The organism is Mycobacterium sp. DHQP2018-32-09 (genome assembly GCF_058148405.1).
Map to the genome: position 1 here is coordinate 45,207 of NZ_JBYVYK010000030.1, position 18,779 is coordinate 63,985.

An 18,779-nucleotide genomic window follows, 5' to 3' on the forward strand; every position below is an offset into this window, starting at 1 on the left:
GTCATCGCGACATCTGCTCATGGGGGGCGCTGGGGTGCGCCGCCTCCGCGTGCCTCAAAGCTTCCACGATCGCCCCCGTGGCTGTCGAATCGCCCAGCTGGAGCCCACCGCGCGGTGTCATGGCCGACGGCGTCGCCTCCGCACCGCTCTGACCTGGTGGCGGGGCCTCGGTGGTGATGGTGTTGGTGATGGTGGGCGGGGGCAGCTGCGTGTCCTTGCGGTCCTGGGCGTTGAGCACGATGAGGATCGCGATGACGATCGCCAGCGCCCCCAGGACGCCGGCGGCCCACAGCAGCGCGCGCTGCCCCGAGGAGAACGTGCGCCGTGCCGGCGGCGGGGCCTGCCGGTGGCTGCCGGTGGTGGGCCGCGGCCGCGCCTGCGTGGGCGGCCTGCTGCCGAAGTCGACCGCGCGGGCCTGCACGCTCGACGGGATGGCCGCCGGGGTGGCGCGCCCGATGGCCGGTGTCTGGTTGGGACGCGGGGGTCGACGGCCCGCGCGCACCGCGGCGACGGCGTCGGCGAACGCGCCGCCGGTGCGGTACCGCGCGCCGGGTTCCTTCTGCAGCGTGATCTCGATGAGTTCGCGCACGTTGGGCGGCAGGTCCGCGGGCAGCGGTGCGGGCTGCTCCTTGATGTGCTTCATGGCGACGGTCAGCGCGCCGTCGCCGGTGAACGGGCGGCGACCCGAAACCGACTCGTAGCCAACGACTCCCAGGGAGTAGACGTCACTGGCGGCGGTGGCGTCGCGGCCCAGCGCCTGCTCCGGCGCGATGTACTGGGCGGTGCCCATCACCATGCCGGTCTGCGTCACCGGTGCGGCGTCGACGGCCTTGGCGATGCCGAAGTCGGTGAGCTTCACCTGACCCGTCGGCGTGATGAGGATGTTGCCGGGCTTGACGTCGCGGTGCACCAGGCCGGCGGTGTGGGCGACCTGCAGGGCGCGGCCGGTCTGCTCCAGCATGTCCAGCGCGTGGCGCAGCGACAGCCGTCCGGTGCGCTTGATGACGGCGTTGAGCGGCTCGCCGTTGACGAGCTCCATGACCAGGTAGGCGGTACGCCCTTCGCCGTCGAGTTCGGTCTCGCCGTAGTCGTACACGCTGGCGATGCCGGGGTGGTTGAGCATGGCGACGGTGCGCGCCTCGGCGCGGAATCGTTCGACGAACTCCGGGTCGGTGGAGTATTCGGCCTTGAGGACCTTGATGGCGACCTGACGGCCGAGCCTGCTGTCGAGACCCTCCCACACCTGCCCCATGCCGCCGGTGGCGATGAGACGCTGAAGTCGGTACCTGTCGGACAGCATCACTCCGACGCGCGCGCTCATGATCCCTCCCGCAGCGCAGCGGCGATGGTCGCCCGCCCGATCGGGGCGGCCACGGCTCCACCGGTGGCGGACAAACGGTCACCGCCATTCTCCACCAGGACGGCAACGGCCACCTTGGGCGCCTTCGCCGGCGCAAACGCGATGTACCAGGCATGCGGCGGCGTGTTGCGCGGATCGGTACCGTGCTCCGCCGTGCCCGTCTTGGAAGCGATCTGCACCCCGGCGATGGCCCCCTTCTGCTGAGTCACCTGCTCGGCGTCGATCATCAGGTCCGTAAGTGTAGTAGCGACCTGCGCAGACACTGCGCGACGTGCTTCCGTGGGGGCCGTGGTGCTGAGGTTGGACAAGTCGGGGCCCTTGAGATCGGCGACGAGGAACGGGTTCATCGTGACACCCCCGTTGGCAATGGTGGCGGCCACGACGGCGTTCTGCAGCGGGGTGAGCGCGACGTCCTTCTGACCGATGCTCGACATGCCGAGCGCGGCGGCGTCGCTGATGGGACCGAGCGACGACTCGACCACTTGCAGCGGGATGGCGGGCGGCTCGGCGTCGATGCCGAACGCGTCGGCGGTGCTGCGGAGCTTCTCGACTCCGGTGTCGATGCCCAGCTGCACGAAGGCCGTGTTGCACGACCGTGCGAACGCTTCACGCAGCGTCGTCGAGGGGCCGTTGCCACACGACGTGCCGCCGTAGTTCTCCAGCGTTGCGGTGCTGTCCGGCAACACGATTCGCGGAGCCGACGTCAGCGGAGTGTCGGGGTTGGCGCCGGCGTCCAGCGCGGCGGCCGTCGTGATGACCTTGAACGTCGACCCGGGCGGGTAGGTCTCGGAGATGGCGCGGTTCACCAGCGGCGACGACGGGTCGTCGCGCAACCGCTCCCACGTCCGGCCCTGCTCCTCGACGTCGTGCGACGACAGCAGGTTCGGGTCGTAGGAGGGTGCGGAGACCATGGCCAGGATCTTCCCGGTCGACGGTTCGAGGGCGACGACGGAACCCTTGCACGGCCCGTTGCAGCCCTGGGCCAGCGCGTCCCACGCGGCTTCCTGGACGTCGGGGTTGATGGTGGTGCCGACGTTGCCGCCGCGCGGATCGCGGCCGGTGAAGAAGTCGGCGAGCCGACGGCCGAACAACCGCTCGTCGGAACCGTTGAGGATCGAGTTCTCGGCCCGCTCGAGGCCGGTGCTGGAGTACCGCAGCGAATAGAAGCCCGTCACCGGCGCGTAGGCGAACGGGTTCGGATACTTGCGCAGGAAGCGCAGCCTGCCGTCGGTGGCCACCGAGTAGGCCAGCAGCTGACCGCCCGCGGTGATCTGGCCCCGCTGGCGCGAGTACTCGTCGAGCAGGACGCGCTGGTTGCGCGGGTCGGCGCGGTAACCGTCGGCGGTGAACACCTGGGTGAACGTGGCATTGGCCAGCAGCAGCACGATCAGCGCCATCACCGCCATGGAGATGCGTCGCAGAGACCTGTTCATGTCTTCGCGATCACCTCCGTCCCCGCGGCGGCGATGGGCGTGGGTGCGGGACCCTGCGAGGCCGAGAGGGGCCTGCGGGCCGAGTGGGAGATGCGCAGCAGCAGCGCCAGCAGCACGTAGTTGGCCAGCAGCGACGATCCGCCATAGGACATCCACGGGGTGGTCAGGCCGGTCAACGGGATGAGCTTGGTGACGCCACCGACCACGATGAACAGCTGGATGGCCAGCGTCGACGCCAGCCCGGCCGCCAGCAGCTTGCCGAAGCTGTCGCGCACGGCGATCGCCGTCCGCAGGCCGCGCACGATCAGGATGGTGTAGAGCATGAGCACGCCGGCGAACCCGACCAGGCCCAGCTCCTCCCCCACCGCGGCGATGATGAAGTCGGTGGACGCGGCGGGCACCGTGCCGGGCTGGCCGTTGCCCAGACCGGTGCCGAAGATGCCGCCGGTGGCGAAGCTGAACAGCGACTGCACCATCTGGTATCCGGTGCCGTCGGGATCGGCGAACGGGTCGATCCAGTTCTGCACCCGCACCCGCACGTGCCCGAAGGCGAAGTACGCGGCGACGCTGCCCGCGGCGAACAGCATCAGCCCCAGGGCCACCCAGCTGATGCGGTCGGTCGCGACGTAGACCAGCACCAGGAACGAGGCGTACAGCAGCAGCGACGTGCCCAGGTCCTTCTCGAAGACCATCACGCCCACCGAGGCCAGCCACGCCACCAGCAGCGGCGCCAGGTCGCGCGGCCGCGGCAGGTTCAGACCCAGTACGTGCTTGCCTGCGCTGGTGAACAGGCTGCGCTTGGACACCAGCACCGAGGTGAAGAACACCAGCAGCAGGATCTTGGAGAACTCGGCGGGCTGAATCGAGAAGCCGGGCAATCGAATCCAGATCTTCGCGCCGTTCTGCTCGGACATCGACGCCGGCAGCAGGGCGGGGATGACGAGGAGCACCAGACCGGTGAGCCCGCAGACGTAGCCGTAGCGCGACAGCATCCGGTGATCGGTCAGGAAGAACACGACGAGCGCGAACGCCACCACGCCGACGAGCGTCCACAGCATCTGCTGGTTGGCGCTGGGGCCCGGCGCGGCGCCCTCGGACAGCGGTGCGGCGGCTAGGTCGAGGCGGTGGATCATCACCAGGCCCAACCCGTTGAGCAGCGCGACGACGGGCAGCAGCAGCGGGTCGGCGTACGGGGCGAAACGGCGCACCGCGAGGTGCGCGCCGCCGAACAGCGCGACGTATCCGACGAGGTACTGCAGCACGTCCCACCGCAGGCCCTGTTCCTGGTTGGCCTCGACGATCAGCAGCGCCACCGCGGTGATGACGGTGGCGAAGCCGAGCAGGAGCAGTTCGGCGTTGCGCCGGTTGGGCATTGGCGGAACGACGGTGACGGCGGCCTGCGGTTGGGTCGTCATGACGCAGCCCGGCAGGTGGTGCCCGGCTCCTGAGGGGGTGGCGGCAGGGCCGTCACGGTGGGCGACGGCGGAGGGGCGGGGCTGGTAGAGGAGTCGGGGGACGGCGCGGTGGTGGACGGCGCGGTGGTGACGGTGGTCGGGGTCTCGGTCGCGGTCGGCCGCGGGCTCACCGACGGCACGGGTGGACGCCCGCTCGGAGTGACGGGGGTGCCCGCCGAGCCGGACGCCGGCGCACCCGAGGTGGTGGGGGCCGGGAACGTGACCGTGGTGGGCGGGGCCGGCGGCGTGCAGATCGGCAGCAGCGAGCCCTGGCCCAGGTCCCGCAGCTGCCGGATGGCCTCGTCCACCGAACCCGCGGGCAGGCCGGCGGTCACCTGGGCGCGTTCGGACTCGCGCAGGTCGCCGACCTGCAGCGGCTGACAGCCGTCGCGGTTGTCGTCGACGCCGATGATCTTCAGCTCGTTGCGGTCGTCGAGGCAGGCCAGCCGGAACGGTTCCTGCATCGGGATGCCCAGCAACGAGCCCTGCACGCCCCGCATGATGTAGACGCCGCCGTCGTACTCGGCGACGTAGTAGTTGCTGCGAATCACCATGCGGCCGATGGCAAGTCCGGCGACCACCAGCAGTACCAGCACCGTGACGGCGACGATGAGGGTGCGGCGCGAGCGCTTCTTGGGGGCGGGTTCGGGTTCGACGGCGGGCCGTTTCACCGGTGCGGCGCGCTTGGGGTTGAACGCCGACGCCCGGCCCGCCGCGGTATTGGGCGGCGCCGTCTGGTCGTCGTCGCCGGAGACGGCGCCGGCGAGGATCGGTTGGGTCTGCCCGTAGTCGTAGTCGACGACGTCGGCCACCACCACCGTGACGTTGTCCGGGCCCCCACCGCGCAGCGCCAATTCGATGAGACGGTCGGCACTCTCGGCGACGTCCTCGATCTGCAGCGCCTCGGCGATGGTGTCGCGGCTCACCGGGTCCGAGAGGCCGTCCGAGCACAGCAGGTACCGGTCCCCCGCCTTGGCCTCGCGCATCGTCAGCGTCGGCTCGACCTCGTGGCCGGTGAGCGCCCGCATGATCAGCGAACGCTGCGGGTGGCTGTGTGCCTCCTCGGCGGTGATGCGACCCTCGTCGACGAGGGTCTGGACGAACGTGTCGTCCTTGGTGATCTGGGTCAGCTCGCCGTCGCGCATCAGATACCCGCGGGAGTCGCCGACGTGACACAACCCAAGGCGATTGCCCGCGAACAGGATTGCGGTGAGGGTGGTCCCCATGCCCTCGAGTTCGGGATCGGCCTCGACGTGGGCGGCGATCGCCGAGTTGCCCTCGTGCACGGCCTCGTTGAGCTGGCTGAGGAGGTCGCCGCCCGGCTCGTCGTCGTCGAGGTGCGCCAGGGCCGCGATCACCAGCTGGGAGGCCACCTCGCCTGCGGCGTGCCCTCCCATGCCGTCGGCGAGGGCCAGCAGTCGCGCACCGGCGTAGACGGAGTCCTCGTTGTTCGCGCGGACCAGACCGCGGTCGCTACGAGCCGCGTAGCGCAGGACGAGAGTCATTTCCCTCCTCGGCTCACGGGCGCAACTCGATCACCGTCTTGCCGATTCGTACCGGCGTCCCCATCGGAACCCTTACCGCCGTAGTCACCTTCGCCCTGTCGAGGTACGTGCCGTTGGTCGATCCTAGGTCTTCCACATACCATTCGTGGCCCCGCGGAGACAGCCGCGCATGCCGTGTCGAGGCGTAGTCGTCGGTGAGGACCAGGGTGGAATCGTCGGCGCGGCCGATGAGGACGGGCTGCGCGCCCAGGGTGATCCGCGTTCCGGCGAGCGCGCCCTCGGTGACCACGAGCACGCGTGCGACGTTGCGCTGCTGCTTGCTGGGCAGCAACGTCCCGCGCAGTGCCAGACCCCGTTTCACCATCACGGCGCCGGTGGGCGCGTAGATGTCGGTGCGCAGGATGCGCAGCACCGACCAGATGAAGAGCCACAGCAGCAGCAGGAAACCGACACGCGTCAGCTGCAGTACTAGCCCCTGCATCCGACGTCCTCTCCGTCACCGTCCAGATCACGCGTCGAAGGCCCGAGCAGCCGTTCGCTCGACTTCGTCGACGTCACGATACTTGGACGGCCTACGGTTCGAGCGACAAGCAACGGCTTCGGCGCGGCCGCGACTCAGTGAACGCGGACGATGATCTCGGAATGACCCAGCCGGATCACGTCACCGTCGGCCAGCTGCCACTCCTGGACCGGGGCGTTGTTGACCGTGGTGCCGTTGGTGGAGTTCAGGTCCGACAGCAGCGCGACGTGCCCGTCCCAGCGGATCTCGAGGTGGCGGCGCGAGACACCGGTGTCGGGCAGCCGGAACTGGGCGTCCTGACCGCGGCCGATGACGTTGGCGCCCTCGCGCAGCTGATAGGTGCGGCCGCTGCCGTCGTCGAGCTGCAGCGTGATGGTGGTCGCCGCGGCGCCGGCACCGTAACCGCCGCCGTAGCCGCCCTGCTGGCCGTACCCGGCGTCGTAGCCGCCCTGCTGGCCATAGCCGGCGTCGTAGCCGCCCTGAGCAGGGGGCTGACCGTAGTCGTAACCGCCGTAGCCGCCCTGGCCGCCTGCGGGCTGGCCGTAACCGCCGCCGTAGCCACCCTGATCCGGGTAGCCACCCTGGTCGGGGTAGCCGCCCTGATCGGGGTAACCGGGCCGCTGCTGCTCGGGACGACCGTAGTCATCCTGGCGGGCCGGCGGGCGGCCGTAGTCGTACTCCCCGGCGGGAGGCGGCGGGTAGCCGCCCTGGCCGCCACCCTGCTGGCCGTAACCCTGCGCGCCGTACCCGGCGTCGCCGTAGCCCTGCTGGGCGGGCGGCTGACCGTAGCCACCGGCGGCGGGAGGACGCTGGTCGTACGACGGCGGCGGGTAACCCTGCTCGGAGTAACCGCCCTGCTGCTCGCCGTAGCCGCCGCCCTGCTCGGCGGCGTAGCCGCCCTGTTCGGGGTAGCCGCCCTGCTCGTAGCCCTGCCGCGGCGGGTATCCGGGAGCGCCCTGGGGCGGGTAGCCGCCACCCTGCTGCTCCTGGGGGGCGTAGGGACGCTCGCCCTGGCGGCCGTAGTCGTAGTAGTCGTCGCCGGGCTGCTGACCTTGCCCCTGGCCGCCGCCGCGGTAGCTCGGGTTGTCACTCATCGTTGGAACTCCTGGTTCTGCGGTGTTCGCGTGGTCTGATGATGCAGGGGCGGGTGCGCCCTTCGAGTCTGGCTGCTGGTCCGACGTGACGTCGGGGTTGACCGCTCCGCGCACGCGGAATTGGCCGGTGTGCAGGTGCGGGGCCGCCTCGAATCGAACGACCACCTCACCATACGTTTGCCACCCTTGGTCATGGATGTATCCCTCCAGGTGTTTGGCAAAACTGAACGGCGTGAGGTCGGGGTCGGCACTTACCTTCTGATGATCGGGCACACTGAGGGTAATGACGTAGTCGTTCGGTGCCAAAATGTGACCGCCGCCCAGCTCGCGCACCTTCGCCTCGGCCTCGCGCCGTAGCCCGATCTCCACTTCCTGCGGCACGATGGCCCCGCCGAAGACGCGGGCGAAGGCATCACCGACGCTGGATTCGAGACGTCGTTCGAAGCGGCCGACCAGACCCATGTCCGCGCCCACCTCGTCTCGTTCTCGTCGTCGGTCACCGGACGCCTGCGTGTCGAGGCGCCGAATGTCTACGGGCATGGTATCGGCCGTGGCTGCCAAGACGTGACCACGGGAACTCTGAGAATCCACTAACGCCAGGTCACGACGGTGCAGGCGGTGCGCGACCGTGCGTTTTCGGAGAACGCCGGGGTGCGTGATAGCCTTTCGAGCGTCATTACGGGCGAGTGGCGGAATGGCAGACGCGCTGGCTTCAGGTGCCAGTGTCCTTCGGGACGTGGGGGTTCAAGTCCCCCTTCGCCCACATCGAGCGGTTCTACGAACTGCAGGCATAGAGGTCACGAACCAGAAATGGTTCGTGACCTTTGTGTTTTGGTGAGAAGTGGCGCCTTTAGGGCTGATCCGGCCTTGTACGGGGACTTCGCTGGAGAAATCCCCAAAGTGACGGCAACGTCGTCGGCGCCATATTCACTTCGGACTTCGGGCCGCTCTCGCTAGACCCCGTTTCGCCAGACACTGTCCCGATTGACTGCCAAAATTTGCAGCGGGTGGGGCTATGAGAGTGGCGCCCGCTAAGTCGTGCTGTCCCGCGGCAGCGTTGAGATGAACCGCACGGTCTCGGAAGTGCAGGACCCTCCGCCGTGGCTGTTCAAAGGGGGGACAGACCGTGACTAGCCAATCCGCTGGCGACAACGCCGAGACAAAACGCGAAGTCCTAAGCGGCTTCACCGGCAGGTCCTGGCAGACCCTGGAGGCCGACAACGATGCGGATGACGACACAAAGGGCCTGTGCTGACTGAGGTCAAGGTCTCGCTGCGGTTGCATCTATCGAGTCTTCGGTGCCGAGCAGCACTTCATCCGGCACCTCGGGCCACTCGTCGCCATCTGGGACCTGCCAGCCGACGACTTCGAGCCAGGCCAAGGGGTCATGTACTCCCACGCCGGACGGACCATCGCAGTCGAACGACTCACCGATGACGCACCGGCACGCGCGTTCCTGGCCTCCGTCCACGACGACCCGGGCACGGTGGACACCCGCGACCGGGCCACCGCCGCCGCGATGATCCGAGCTGCCTTCGCTGAATACCGTTGGCGCACAGCGGATATCATCGACACCCTGATCGACGCCGAAGAAGTGTACTTCGACACTGTCAGCCAAATCCGGATGGACCGATGGAGTACTGACCGCGTCGCATTGGTCGGTGACGCGGCCTACGCGCCGGCGTTCCTGTCCGGTCAGGGCACCAGCACCCGCGCGACGCATTCGAGGCCTACGAGCGCAGGCTGCACCGCTACGTCGAGAAGAACCAAGACCTCGCGCTGCGGACCGACTCGTCGGTGATCGCTCGCAGCCGAACGGAACTGCTGCGCCGCAACATCCGTCTGTCGATCGTGCCGCTGCCGTAGCGGCTTGGACTCGCCGCGACGTCGAGACCCCCGCTCCGCGAGGCGGCGACGGATCTGACGCTGGGGGCCGACGACCTACGACGGAGCCGCATTCCATGCCAAGATGCTCGCGCTCATCATCGACCCACCGCGGGCGACCACGAACCCCGCCGCCGACGCCACCCAGCGGCTGTCGCGCGCCGCGCCGCGCGAGCCGTCGGCTTGACCTCGGAGGTCATCGACGAAAGCGCCGCCCGGCCCGATGCTGACTCCATGAACCTTCACCAGGCACCCTCCAACGGCTTCTGGGGCAGTTACGCCCTGGGCATCCTCAACGATCTGCGCTTCGGTGCACCGATCGTGGAGTACCTCGAACGCATCGAGGACACCCTGCGTCCCTTCGGGGGCGTGTTCCTCATCCACGGCGCACCGTGGCAGCAGGTCGAGGGTCAGCCAATCGGCGCCCCCGTGCTCATCGGCTTTCCCGGCCCCCGTGATGCACAGCAGTGGTATGAATCCGATGCCTACCAACGGATCGCGTCATTGCGCGTCGACAACAGCACCAGCCACGTGCTGCTGGTCGAGGGCGTCGGCGCCGACCATCGCAGCACCGACATCACCGTCCACCTGGCTCGTGGCGGTCGGTAGACGCCGCACCCCCGGCCGTCCGGTCCGGAATCTCGTGGCCGGTGTGAGACCTCGAGACGCGTCGTCGCGGCGACCTAGATCGGCGGATCGGGGCGTGGTTGGGGCGTGATGCCCGCCTCCAGCAGGCTCTCGGCGACGAACCCGGCCTTCGCCGCCGTGTAGGCCTCGCGGTCGTCCGAATGGCGTTCGGCCAGAATCCGTTTCAGGTCGGCGTAGCGGTCGCGCAGCTCAGCGTCGGCGCGCAGCCGGTCGCGGAACGCGAGCAGCTCGCGCAGGTGCACGTCGTCGTGCTGGATCAGGTACAGGTGGTGGGTCCGCCGCTCGGGATGGGGCCGCAGGAACCACATGCGCCAGGACGCGTTGGGGTCGTCGGGCCAGTGCCACCACCCCGCCGACTCCAGGACCGGCAGCGCGCGCTGGGCGTCGACGAACGAGCGCACCGGCGCAGCGATGTCGACCACGGGTTTGGCGGCGAGCCCCGGCACCGACGTGGAGCCGACGTGCTCGACCGCACCCGCCAGCCACGGTGCGAGCAGCGTCTGGAGCTCGTCGCGCTGAGCGGTGAAGGCGCGGCGCCAGGCAGGATCGTGGTCCACGATCCGAATGCGTGCGTCGCCCACCCGGTTCACCCTAGGCGCGTCGAGATCGCGGCGTTGCGGCCTCGTCCCCGGCTACGGGGTGATGATCCGAATGCCACGCACCATGGTGTCCAGATCGTGGCGGATCTGCTCCGACGACGAGTTGGCGGGCCCGTAGCCGATCTGCACGCCGTAGAACGTGCCGTCGACCTCCAGGACGGTCTGCGATTGGTACCCGGTGGTGGGGTGCGCGTCGTCCGCCGTGGGCTTGGGGGTGGTCAGGAAGTACCTCGACGCGTGACCGCACGCCGTCGCCGACGACGGACCGTCGATGGTGGTGCCGTCCGCACGTCCTTGGACGAAGCCGTCGACTAGGTCGTCGAGCGTGGCATCCACGGTCGGTGGCGTCCCCACGGGAGCCACCCGGTCGACGGACGCCATGAACACCGACGCCTTGGCGCCGCCCTCGGGAGGCGGGCCGATCAGGTATGTCGGCGCAGCGCGTGGCGTGCTCGGGTCGGACGACATGACCTCACGGGTCCATCGGGCCACGTCCTCGTCGAGTTCCCATCCCGGCGGCTGAGGTACGCGCAGCGAGACCGGCCCGCTGCCGGGGACGTCGAGCCAGCGTTGGACGTCGACGTCCTGGCAGCCGACCTGGGGCGGCGCCAGCACGGGTGCCTCGCTACCGCCGCAACCCACGACGACGCAGGCGGCCATCGACGTGGCGACGACGAGCTTGCCGAATCCGGTACCAGCGGTCCCCCCTGTCATGATCGAAGCCTAAGGGACGCAGCGGAGCCCGATCGACGGCTCTTCGCGCGTCGTCAGCCCGTCGGCCCGGGTACGTTCACGCCGATGGTGATGACGGGGTTGGCCGCGGGATCGAGCCACCGCAGCACCGATCGCATCTGCTCGCGTCCGATGGCCACGCAACCCCACGTGGGATCGCCGTCGGACACGTGCAGGAAGATCCCCGCCGACCGACCCGGGATGCGCTGCGGGTTGTGTTCGATGAGCACCGCATAGTCGTAGATCGGGCCGGAGTCGTAGAGGTTCTCGGCGTCGTCGGAGGCGATCTCCGCGGCGTGCACGTGCGTGTTGTAGGTAGGGGAGTCGACGTCCTCGTCCCACCAATCCTCGTCCGTGGCTTGGAAATACGGCATCTTGGTGCCCGGGTCGTCGGCGCGGCCGAACGCCTGTCCGAGGGGGAACGTGCCCACCGGGGTCCGGAACACGTCGTCGGCCGGAGCGCCGACACCCAACTCGCCGAGGTCGGCGGGCGTCGGACCGATGGCGATGCGCCAGCCGCCGTCCGTGCGCTCGTATGCCGTCAGCGTCGCGGTGGGGGAGTCGGCCGCCGGTGCACTGACGACGATCAGCTGTCGCGCATTCGCCGGTGCCGCACTGGCCGCGCCGGCCGCCGTCGTCCCGAGCACCGCCGTCGCCACGGCGGTCACGCCCATCCGTACGGCCCTCGCCGCCTGCCTGCGCATCCCGCCAATCTAGTTGCGCGTCACGCCTGAGCCGCGCCCACCATCTTCAGCAGCGGATCGTCCGGTCCGATGTCGAACGTGCAGTCGTCGGGTCGGGGATCGGGGACGAACGACCAGAACATGGCTCCGGCCGCACCGTGTTCGCGAGCGACGCCGACCAGGTTCGTCACGTCACGCTTGCGCTGATCCAGCGAGTTGCACGTGCCGGCCTTCATGCCGACCTCGGCCACCACGAGTGGCTTGTCGAGCGCGTGCGCCTGCTCGAGGCGCCTCCGGAGACCGTCGCGCGGATCTCCCGGGAAGGAGTCCCACTGCTGATAGAAGTGGTATTCGACGACGTCGATGCCGGGGGAGGCGGAGACCTTGGTGAAGTCGTCACCCACCGAGCCGCACTGGCCGCCACCGGTGTGGCCGCTGAAGATCAGCGAGTCGGGATCCAGTTTCCGGATCTCGGCACCCACCTCGTCGTAGAACGTGCGCAGCACGTCGGCGGCATCGGATGGGCAGTTGCGCTCTTGCCACCGGCACGTGGCGTCACCGCACGTCGACGGCTCGGGTTCGCCGACGGGCGTCCACCCGGCCAGGGCGGGCGATCGGCCCCACCGTGTCAGCGCCACGTCCAGCCACGCCGCATACGTCATGGGCAACCCGTGCGACACGTCCGTGCGCCATCCGCCGCGGTACCAGTCGTAGCCCTTGAAGTACTCGTTCTCGCAGCCGCCCTCGCCGCCGGTGAGCACGGCGATCAGCAGTTGGCGGTGCCGCGCGGCGGCGCGGAAGATCGCATCGAGGGCGGAGAAGTCGAGCTGTCCGGTGATCTTGTTGACCGCGAAGCTGGAGTAGATGTTCACGCGCGTCAGGGAGTTCGGCGGCAGCCGACCGAAGTAGTCGTCGAGGTCCACCTGTGCGCCGCACCCGGCGTTGATCGTCCAATTCGTACCCAGTTGATACGCGTTGATGCCGATGGGCCACCACACGTGACCGCCCAACGTCAGCGAAGTTCCGTCGACACCGAGCCGCGGGGCGGCTTCATGGTTTGCTGCAGCGTCCGGCGGTCCAACGTCGACGGCGCGTTCCGGTTCGGACGATACAGCAAAGAGAACCCCGCACATGAACAGCACGGACAGCAGCCACGCCCATCGGGAGAGGCCCGCGCCGCCGCGCTGCATGGCGCGATTTTACCCAGGTCGCGGCGGGTTCAAACAGTTTGCTGGCGAAGGAAAGGACCCGGTGCGACGGGGTCCGGGACCGGCTAGGTGCTGAGCGCCGCGAGGATGTTGGCGTCCTGCTGCTCGCCGTAGTCGGTGACGAGGTCGGCCGGCACCGGGTCCCCAGCCGAGCCCGTGAACCGCACGGCCGCCACGGCCGGGCCCTGGGTGAACAGCAGCACGCTGATCTCGCCGCCGGCGGTCGACCGCCCGGTGACCAGCGTGCCGTTCTGGCCGACGGCGATGGGGGCCGTGGACGCGCCGGGAACCTCCTTGGTCAGGTCGGCGCGTGCCACGTCGAGTGCGACGGTGGCCGATTGCGGGTCCGGCAGGACGAAGACCGTGTCGGTGATGGCGCGGGAACCATCGCGGTGGGTGTACACCACCTCGATGCCCGGATGTCCGTCCGGATCGTGCACCGGCGCCCCGGCGAGGTAGGCGGTGGAGTCGGTGAGCACGTTGGGGTCCACCGGAAGCGCGTCGTAGTCGATGGGCGCGGCAGCTGCCGGTGCCGCGCAGGCCAGCGCGACCGCGGCGGCGCCGACGGTGGCCAGAAGTCTGAAAAGCGTCATCGTCGGCTCCGATCAGCAGGGGTAGCAGGCGTAACCGCGCCAGCCGTCGCGCCAGAACCAGCCGGGGCCGCAGCCCATGCGGCCGGTGGTGCCCTGGCAGTCGAACATCTGGACCGTCGGCGCCGCGGGAACGGGCCGCGGGACGGCCGGCGGGTTGGGCGCCGAGGCGGCGCTCGCCACCGGTGTGCCGAGCAACGTCCCACCGCAGAGCAGAAGGCCTGCGGCGAGACCACGGGCGCGAGTGCGCATGGGGCCCCCAAGAAGTCCAGAGTTGTCGCTGACGTCAATATTGTGCGGCCCCGGGACCGACGGCGCGTGCGATTCGCCCATTCGGGCGGGGGAGTCGGTCAGAAGCCGTAACCCAACTGGGCCGGTACGTCGCCCGCGAAGGCGGCGTCCATCGCGTCGATCAGCGAATCCTGGTCGCAGCGCAGCCGATTCGTGGCGGCGAAGGCCGACGCGCGGTGGGCGCCGAAGTACAGGCTGCCGAGCACCGAGCGGTCGAGGCACACCTCGGCGGGAGCGTCGGTGGCCGTGCAGCCCGCCCGCCCGTCGCGGATCGTCAGTGCGAACCGGTTGCCGGCGCCCAGTTCGTCGTCGACGACGCCGAGAACCACCCGGAGGTCGGCGGCGTAGGTCCTGGCGGCCAGCGCTGCGGGGACGTCTCGCAGCCGCAGCCACAGGTCGTCCTGCACCGACGTGGTGCGCACCAGGCGCGCGTCGGTCAACAGGTACGGCAGGACGTCGCCGGGGTGGGTGTGTGATTCGACGGTACGGACGAGGTCGAGGCCGAGCAGCGCCCTCCACAGCGCGGCGTGCGCCTGCGGGGTGACCGCGGCGAACTTCGTGACGCGGGCCGTGGCGGCTCCGTCGGTGCGGTGCACCCGGAAGAAGGCGAACCCGTCGGCGTGCAGGAACGCGAACAACTCCGTACCGCCGTGCCGCGCCTCCTGACGATCGGCGAACACGTCGTCCCACATGGCCGACGGCGTGTGCAGCCCACCGGGAGTCACGCACCGCCAACGCTCGTACACGTCTTCGAACGCGGCGCGGTGATCGACCGGACGGACCGCACGCACCGGGCCCGGATCGCCCACCTCGGGGTGGAAGCGGGCCTCGCGCCGGTCGACGGCGACACCGTGCTCGATGGTCGCCGGACCGTAGCCGAAGCGGCCGTAGATGCCGCCCTCGGACGCGGTGAGGGCCGCGATCGGATGGTCCATGCGCTGGTGCAGTTCGGCGAACATCGCGCGCAGTACGCCCCGGCGGCGGTGCGTGGGGGCGACGACGACGCTCGACACCCCGGCCGTCGGGAGCCGCGCGCCGCCCGGGACGGTCAGCTCGAGGTCCATGAACAGTGCAGCCCCCACGACATCGGCTCCGTCGCAGGCGATCACCGTGCCGTTCTCGGGAATCATGGTGCGCCACATGGCCTCCGACTCCGCCGAGTGATCCTCGCCGAAGCACACCGACAGCAGCCATCGGATCGCCGGCCAGTCGGCGTCCTCGGCGCCCCGGATCGCGGGTGTCGTCGTCATGCCCTCGACGGTGTCACAGGCCACCGTGAGCCCGCATCCCATTAAGCGGTGGCGAAACGCCGCGCACCCCCCGCGGTGTGCGGACCGCCCGGACACGACGACGGGGCACCCACCCCAAGGGTGGATGCCCCGTACGCCGAGGGTCTGGGTTTAGCGGCCGTTGCCGAAGGTCGCCTGCGGGGCGGGCACGGTCGCGGTCTGCTGGATGTCGTTGATCCAGGTGTGGTGATCGATGCCGGCGCTGGCCGGGGCGGCCAGGCCCAACACGGCGGCGGCGAAACCGGTGGCGATGATGCCGGCGATGGTGGTCTTCTTCATGATCTCTGCTCCCTCTCGATGACCGCTTGCGCGGTGTCCTGCCACGTGTAACCCGCAGTTCAGGGCAGGTATTTCGGATGGCAGTGATTGGCCGGTCCGTGGCAGGAATCGAACCTTCGGACCCGCGACACGAAGAAGGGGCACCCACTTCCGATGGGTGCCCCTCGAGACGAGTGCTAGCGACTCGGCCGAACCGTCGAGTCGACCTGTGGCGATACGGCGTACAGGCCGTCGTGCCGGTCGATGCTCGACGATCCGGTCTGCAGCACCGACACCACCGATCCGACGTCGTTGGTCGACGTCGTGGTGATGGCGCCGGCCGGCGAGGCGCCGAACATGGCCCCGGCCAGTCCGCCGGCTGCGGCCAGGCTCATGGCGCCCGCGCGAGCGAGCTTGGTCATCGTCATCCTCCTTCCCTGCGCGAACGTGGGTCCCGTGCGCGTTCGACCAGAGGAACACGCAGGTCAGGAGATAAATTCCACCGATGTTTCCGCGACGTGACGCCCCGGGTGTCGCGTCGGTCGCTCGGGTCACCGGAAGCGCGCGAAGCAAAGGTCCCGATCGCCGGACAGCCCCGACCGGTACGCCACCAAGCGCGTGAAGCCCGCGGGCACCGTCTGACCGTCCACGTTGCTGGCCGCCAGACCGTTGGTCAACAGGCCGGCGACCGCCTCGTCGAGGTCACCCGCCGTGAGCGTCAGGCTGCGTCCGTCGGCGAGGGCCATCGGTGCGGCCATGGCCGCCTGGGCGACGCCCGTGAGGCAGGCGGTGCGCAGCGCGGCGGCGGGAGTGTTCAACGGTTCGCCCGCCTCGTGCTGCACCGCCAGTGCGTAGCGCGACGTCAACACCGACAGCGCCGTGTTGTCACCTTGCAGCAGAACGTAATTCGACTCGTCCGCGGCCTCGCCGAGGCGCTGCGTCGCGGCGAGGTCGACGGCGATGGTGTTGGTGGCAGGACAGTACGACGCCGGGGGGCTGGGTGTGGCGTCGTCGCACGGCGCCTGCTCGAAGGACAGCGTGGGCGCCGCCGCCGGGGTGAACACCTGACCGAGCACGTCGACGAGCAGGCTCAGCGTGTCCTGGTCCAAGGCGACTTCCCCGGCCGGCACGTCGCCGGACGAGTTCAGCGGCAGGGCCATCGGCAGGTCGCCGCGGCGCTGCTCCATCTCGTCGAGGGTGATGCGCGCACACTCCGCCGCGCCGGAGACGAAGCCGGTCTGAAACGCGCTGACCCGGTCGAGAGCGGTTCCGTGACCGTCCTCGAGCAGTGATCGATCGTCGGGCCCCAGCACCGGGTCGCGCAGCGTGATGGCGGCCGCCAGGACGTGGTTCAGCCCGTCACCGGTGCTGAGATCGAAGCGCGGCGAGTTGCCCTCGGCCACCCACCGCACGTACGTGCCCGCGAAGCAGTCGGCTTGCTGCTCCATGACGATCACCGGGGTGTCGTCGTCGGCCAGTCCTGCCATGCGTTGGACGGCGTGGCCGTACTCGTGGGCGACCAGCGCCGCGATGGACACGTCGCCGAAGAACTCGCGGCCGATGGGGACGAGCACGCCGCGGTCCCACGCCAGCAGTCGGCGGCTGGGGCAGTAGAACGCATTGGGTTCGCCGTAGGTCTCGGTGCCGCAGACCGGCGGGCTCGACGGGTCCTCGGAGTCGTAGGACCGCAACGTCTCGATGGGGACGAACCTGCCGGAAAGCGATCCCGCGTAATTCTGCTGCCAGAACTCGGCGACGTCGTTCACCGCGAGGAGGGCGAGTCGGTCGACGTCGCCGCCGTCGCCGTCCTCGACCTGGCCCGTCGGCGCGGGGGCGTCGGACCGTACGCCGCTCGGTCCGTCCTTCGCAGGCAGCCCGCCGGCACGGAACGGGTCGTACAGCGTGGAGACCGCGGTGCCCGCGACCACGGTCGAACAACCGGCGACGAGTATCAAGGAACACGCGGCGGCGAGTACCGCGACCAGGCCGTGGGGTCGCATCATGTCCTGTCGGTCGGCTGAAGCGTCGTCGGCAAGAGATTATCGCGACGCTCGCTGGCCCGTTGCCGCAGAACGAAAGTCGAAGGGGATACCCCGCGCGCGTCGTCCCCAAACCGGCACGTCCGGCGCGGCTCGGCAACCCTGGTCGAGCCGAAAGTCGTTTCTCAACAATCCATTAGGGATCGTTCCCCGGCAGCTTAGTTTTCGCCCATAGCGTGGACCTCGACGACGAACCGGGAGGCCGTGACATGCAGCTGGGCAACCTCGAACACCGCGACGGTGCGCTGACCCGTGCCTACAGCCGGCGGCTCGCCACGGTGCTGAGCATCACCGGCAGCGTCCACGCCGGCAACGTCGAGGAGCTGACCGCCTGGGCTCGCACGCGTGTGCTGGACGACGACGTGATCCTGGACCTCGGCGGCCTGGACGGGGTGGCGCACTGCGACCGACTCGTCGACGCGGTGCGGCAGGCGTGCGCCGCGGCGCGCGTCGAGTTCGCCGTGGTGGCCTCCGACGAGGTGACCGAAGCCGGTGGCGTCGACGCCTCGACGTGTGCCGTGGCCCGATCGGTCCCCGAGGCCCTGCGCTTCTTCGCCGACGTGAGCTCGTCGCGGCGCGACGTGCTGCTGCCCCTGTTGGGCCGCACGGCTTGACGGACACCGGGCGTGGGACGCCCGGTGTCGCTCGTCACTGTGCCTGCCTGCTAAGGATGATCCGTGGGCAACAACGAACGCGCCAAGATCGTCATGACCGACGACGAGATCACCGAGTTCATCGCGCGCAGCCGCACCGCCACCTTGGCGACGGTGTCGGCAGCGGGGCGACCGCACCTGGTCGCCATGTGGTACGCCGTCATCGACGGTGACATCTGGTTCGAGACCAAGGCCAAGTCGCAGAAGGCGGTCAACCTCCGGCGCGACCCCACCCTCACCGTGATGATCGAGGACGGCCTCACCTACGACACGCTGCGCGGGGTCTCGATCGACGGCACCGCCGAGATCGTCACCGACGACCAGGATCTGCTGCACCGCGTCGGCGTCAGCGTGTGGGAGCGCTACACCGGCCCCTACTCCGACGAGGTGAAGCCGTTCGTCGACCAGATGATGCACAACCGCATCGCGATCCGCGTGGCGGGGACGCGCATCCGCAGTTGGGACCACCGCAAGCTCGGCATCCCCGAGATGCCGGTTTCGGGCACCACCGCGCAGTACCTGTCGTGATCCAGGCGCGC

20 protein-coding genes and 1 tRNA gene are annotated in these 18,779 nt (G+C 69.6%); 5 read left to right on the forward strand and 16 right to left on the reverse strand.

Annotated elements, in window-relative coordinates; genetic code table 11:
- Window position 1 precedes the first annotated feature (1 nt).
- The 6 genes from AC30CM_RS15900 to AC30CM_RS15925 all read right to left on the reverse strand — a co-directional run bounded on the left by AC30CM_RS15900 (window position 2) and on the right by AC30CM_RS15925 (window position 7,828).
- On the reverse strand, window positions 2–1,321 hold the full coding sequence (locus AC30CM_RS15900; protein WP_490117857.1) for a protein kinase domain-containing protein: 1,320 nt from the start codon (window positions 1,319–1,321) through the stop codon (window positions 2–4).
- Window positions 1,318–2,793, reverse strand: a complete 1,476-nt coding sequence (gene pbpA / locus AC30CM_RS15905; protein ID WP_490117858.1) for a D,D-transpeptidase PbpA — start codon at window positions 2,791–2,793, stop codon at window positions 1,318–1,320. Before pbpA ends, AC30CM_RS15900 begins: the two co-directional genes overlap by 4 nt.
- On the reverse strand, window positions 2,790–4,208 hold the full coding sequence (locus tag AC30CM_RS15910; RefSeq protein WP_490117859.1) for an FtsW/RodA/SpoVE family cell cycle protein: 1,419 nt from the start codon (window positions 4,206–4,208) through the stop codon (window positions 2,790–2,792). The genes pbpA and AC30CM_RS15910 overlap by 4 nt, the downstream gene beginning before the upstream one ends.
- On the reverse strand, window positions 4,205–5,752 hold the full coding sequence (locus AC30CM_RS15915) for a PP2C family protein-serine/threonine phosphatase (RefSeq protein ID WP_490117860.1): 1,548 nt from the start codon (window positions 5,750–5,752) through the stop codon (window positions 4,205–4,207). Before AC30CM_RS15915 ends, AC30CM_RS15910 begins: the two co-directional genes overlap by 4 nt.
- Before the next feature lie 13 nt (window positions 5,753–5,765).
- The gene (locus tag AC30CM_RS15920; protein WP_490117861.1) at window positions 5,766–6,233 is read right to left on the reverse strand and encodes an FHA domain-containing protein FhaB/FipA; all 468 of its coding nucleotides are present in this window, start codon (window positions 6,231–6,233) and stop codon (window positions 5,766–5,768) included.
- Between the two features lie 134 nt (window positions 6,234–6,367).
- Window positions 6,368–7,828 carry an FHA domain-containing protein gene (locus AC30CM_RS15925; RefSeq protein WP_490117887.1) on the reverse strand — a complete coding sequence of 487 codons (1,461 nt, stop codon included), beginning with the start codon at window positions 7,826–7,828 and terminating at the stop codon, window positions 6,368–6,370.
- A 218-nt stretch (window positions 7,829–8,046) separates the two neighbouring features.
- On the opposite strand from AC30CM_RS15925, the gene AC30CM_RS15930 reads away from it, so the two are divergent.
- The 3 genes from AC30CM_RS15930 (at window position 8,047) to AC30CM_RS15940 (ending at window position 9,859) form a co-directional block, all read left to right on the forward strand.
- A tRNA-Leu gene (locus AC30CM_RS15930) sits at window positions 8,047–8,129 on the forward strand.
- Window positions 8,130–8,753: 624 nt separating this feature from the next.
- Window positions 8,754–9,167, forward strand: a complete 414-nt coding sequence (locus AC30CM_RS15935; RefSeq protein WP_490117862.1) for a hypothetical protein — start codon at window positions 8,754–8,756, stop codon at window positions 9,165–9,167.
- 317 nt (window positions 9,168–9,484) lie between these two features.
- Complete coding sequence (locus AC30CM_RS15940) at window positions 9,485–9,859, forward strand: DUF1330 domain-containing protein (RefSeq protein ID WP_490117863.1); 375 nt, start codon at window positions 9,485–9,487, stop codon at window positions 9,857–9,859.
- A gap of 74 nt (window positions 9,860–9,933) precedes the next feature.
- On the opposite strand, the gene AC30CM_RS15945 is transcribed toward AC30CM_RS15940, so the two are convergent.
- The 10 genes from AC30CM_RS15945 to AC30CM_RS15990 form a co-directional block, all read right to left on the reverse strand.
- Window positions 9,934–10,479: a GrpB family protein gene (locus AC30CM_RS15945; protein ID WP_490117864.1), complete on the reverse strand. Its 546-nt coding sequence runs from the start codon at window positions 10,477–10,479 to the stop codon at window positions 9,934–9,936.
- A 51-nt stretch (window positions 10,480–10,530) separates the two neighbouring features.
- Complete coding sequence (locus AC30CM_RS15950; RefSeq protein WP_490117865.1) at window positions 10,531–11,211, reverse strand: hypothetical protein; 681 nt, start codon at window positions 11,209–11,211, stop codon at window positions 10,531–10,533.
- A 53-nt stretch (window positions 11,212–11,264) separates the two neighbouring features.
- Window positions 11,265–11,933: a L,D-transpeptidase family protein gene (locus tag AC30CM_RS15955; protein ID WP_490117866.1), complete on the reverse strand. Its 669-nt coding sequence runs from the start codon at window positions 11,931–11,933 to the stop codon at window positions 11,265–11,267.
- A gap of 20 nt (window positions 11,934–11,953) precedes the next feature.
- The gene (locus tag AC30CM_RS15960) at window positions 11,954–12,910 is read right to left on the reverse strand and encodes a cellulase family glycosylhydrolase (RefSeq protein WP_490117867.1); all 957 of its coding nucleotides are present in this window, start codon (window positions 12,908–12,910) and stop codon (window positions 11,954–11,956) included.
- Between the two features lie 275 nt (window positions 12,911–13,185).
- Entirely contained in the window at window positions 13,186–13,713 is a 528-nt protein-coding gene (locus AC30CM_RS15965) for a hypothetical protein (RefSeq protein ID WP_490117868.1), read from the reverse strand.
- 12 nt (window positions 13,714–13,725) lie between these two features.
- Window positions 13,726–13,962: a hypothetical protein gene (locus tag AC30CM_RS15970; protein WP_490117869.1), complete on the reverse strand. Its 237-nt coding sequence runs from the start codon at window positions 13,960–13,962 to the stop codon at window positions 13,726–13,728.
- Between the two features lie 98 nt (window positions 13,963–14,060).
- Window positions 14,061–15,251, reverse strand: a complete 1,191-nt coding sequence (locus tag AC30CM_RS15975; protein WP_490117870.1) for an enhanced intracellular survival protein Eis — start codon at window positions 15,249–15,251, stop codon at window positions 14,061–14,063.
- 150 nt (window positions 15,252–15,401) lie between these two features.
- Window positions 15,402–15,569: a hypothetical protein gene (locus tag AC30CM_RS15980; protein WP_490117871.1), complete on the reverse strand. Its 168-nt coding sequence runs from the start codon at window positions 15,567–15,569 to the stop codon at window positions 15,402–15,404.
- Between the two features lie 176 nt (window positions 15,570–15,745).
- Complete coding sequence (locus AC30CM_RS15985) at window positions 15,746–15,970, reverse strand: hypothetical protein (protein WP_490117872.1); 225 nt, start codon at window positions 15,968–15,970, stop codon at window positions 15,746–15,748.
- A gap of 129 nt (window positions 15,971–16,099) precedes the next feature.
- Window positions 16,100–17,548 carry a neutral zinc metallopeptidase gene (locus AC30CM_RS15990; RefSeq protein ID WP_490117888.1) on the reverse strand — a complete coding sequence of 483 codons (1,449 nt, stop codon included), beginning with the start codon at window positions 17,546–17,548 and terminating at the stop codon, window positions 16,100–16,102.
- A gap of 215 nt (window positions 17,549–17,763) precedes the next feature.
- On the opposite strand from AC30CM_RS15990, the gene AC30CM_RS15995 reads away from it, so the two are divergent.
- On the forward strand, window positions 17,764–18,201 hold the full coding sequence (locus AC30CM_RS15995) for an STAS domain-containing protein (RefSeq protein ID WP_490117873.1): 438 nt from the start codon (window positions 17,764–17,766) through the stop codon (window positions 18,199–18,201).
- 63 nt (window positions 18,202–18,264) lie between these two features.
- On the forward strand, window positions 18,265–18,768 hold the full coding sequence (locus tag AC30CM_RS16000; RefSeq protein WP_490117874.1) for a pyridoxamine 5'-phosphate oxidase family protein: 504 nt from the start codon (window positions 18,265–18,267) through the stop codon (window positions 18,766–18,768).
- Window positions 18,769–18,779: the final 11 nt, after the last annotated feature.

Excerpts from the sequence above, each read along its gene's own strand:
- AC30CM_RS15955 (WP_490117866.1), bottom strand. The coding sequence starts at position 11,933 with ATGCGCAGGCAGGCGGCGAGGGCCGTACGGATGGGCGTGACCGCCGTG.
- AC30CM_RS15940 (WP_490117863.1), top strand. The coding sequence starts at position 9,485 with ATGAACCTTCACCAGGCACCCTCCAACGGCTTCTGGGGCAGTTACGCC.
- AC30CM_RS15900 (WP_490117857.1), bottom strand. The coding sequence starts at position 1,321 with ATGAGCGCGCGCGTCGGAGTGATGCTGTCCGACAGGTACCGACTTCAG.
- AC30CM_RS15985 (WP_490117872.1), bottom strand. The coding sequence starts at position 15,970 with ATGACCAAGCTCGCTCGCGCGGGCGCCATGAGCCTGGCCGCAGCCGGC.
- AC30CM_RS15990 (WP_490117888.1), bottom strand. The coding sequence starts at position 17,548 with ATGCGACCCCACGGCCTGGTCGCGGTACTCGCCGCCGCGTGTTCCTTG.
- AC30CM_RS15975 (WP_490117870.1), bottom strand. The coding sequence starts at position 15,251 with ATGACGACGACACCCGCGATCCGGGGCGCCGAGGACGCCGACTGGCCG.
- AC30CM_RS15915 (WP_490117860.1), bottom strand. The coding sequence starts at position 5,752 with ATGACTCTCGTCCTGCGCTACGCGGCTCGTAGCGACCGCGGTCTGGTC.
- AC30CM_RS15965 (WP_490117868.1), bottom strand. The coding sequence starts at position 13,713 with ATGACGCTTTTCAGACTTCTGGCCACCGTCGGCGCCGCCGCGGTCGCG.
- AC30CM_RS15925 (WP_490117887.1), bottom strand. The coding sequence starts at position 7,828 with ATGGGTCTGGTCGGCCGCTTCGAACGACGTCTCGAATCCAGCGTCGGT.
- AC30CM_RS15920 (WP_490117861.1), bottom strand. The coding sequence starts at position 6,233 with ATGCAGGGGCTAGTACTGCAGCTGACGCGTGTCGGTTTCCTGCTGCTG.
- AC30CM_RS15950 (WP_490117865.1), bottom strand. The coding sequence starts at position 11,211 with ATGACAGGGGGGACCGCTGGTACCGGATTCGGCAAGCTCGTCGTCGCC.
- AC30CM_RS15935 (WP_490117862.1), top strand. The coding sequence starts at position 8,754 with ATGTACTCCCACGCCGGACGGACCATCGCAGTCGAACGACTCACCGAT.
- pbpA (WP_490117858.1), bottom strand. The coding sequence starts at position 2,793 with ATGAACAGGTCTCTGCGACGCATCTCCATGGCGGTGATGGCGCTGATC.
- AC30CM_RS15970 (WP_490117869.1), bottom strand. The coding sequence starts at position 13,962 with ATGCGCACTCGCGCCCGTGGTCTCGCCGCAGGCCTTCTGCTCTGCGGT.
- AC30CM_RS15980 (WP_490117871.1), bottom strand. The coding sequence starts at position 15,569 with ATGAAGAAGACCACCATCGCCGGCATCATCGCCACCGGTTTCGCCGCC.
- AC30CM_RS15910 (WP_490117859.1), bottom strand. The coding sequence starts at position 4,208 with ATGACGACCCAACCGCAGGCCGCCGTCACCGTCGTTCCGCCAATGCCC.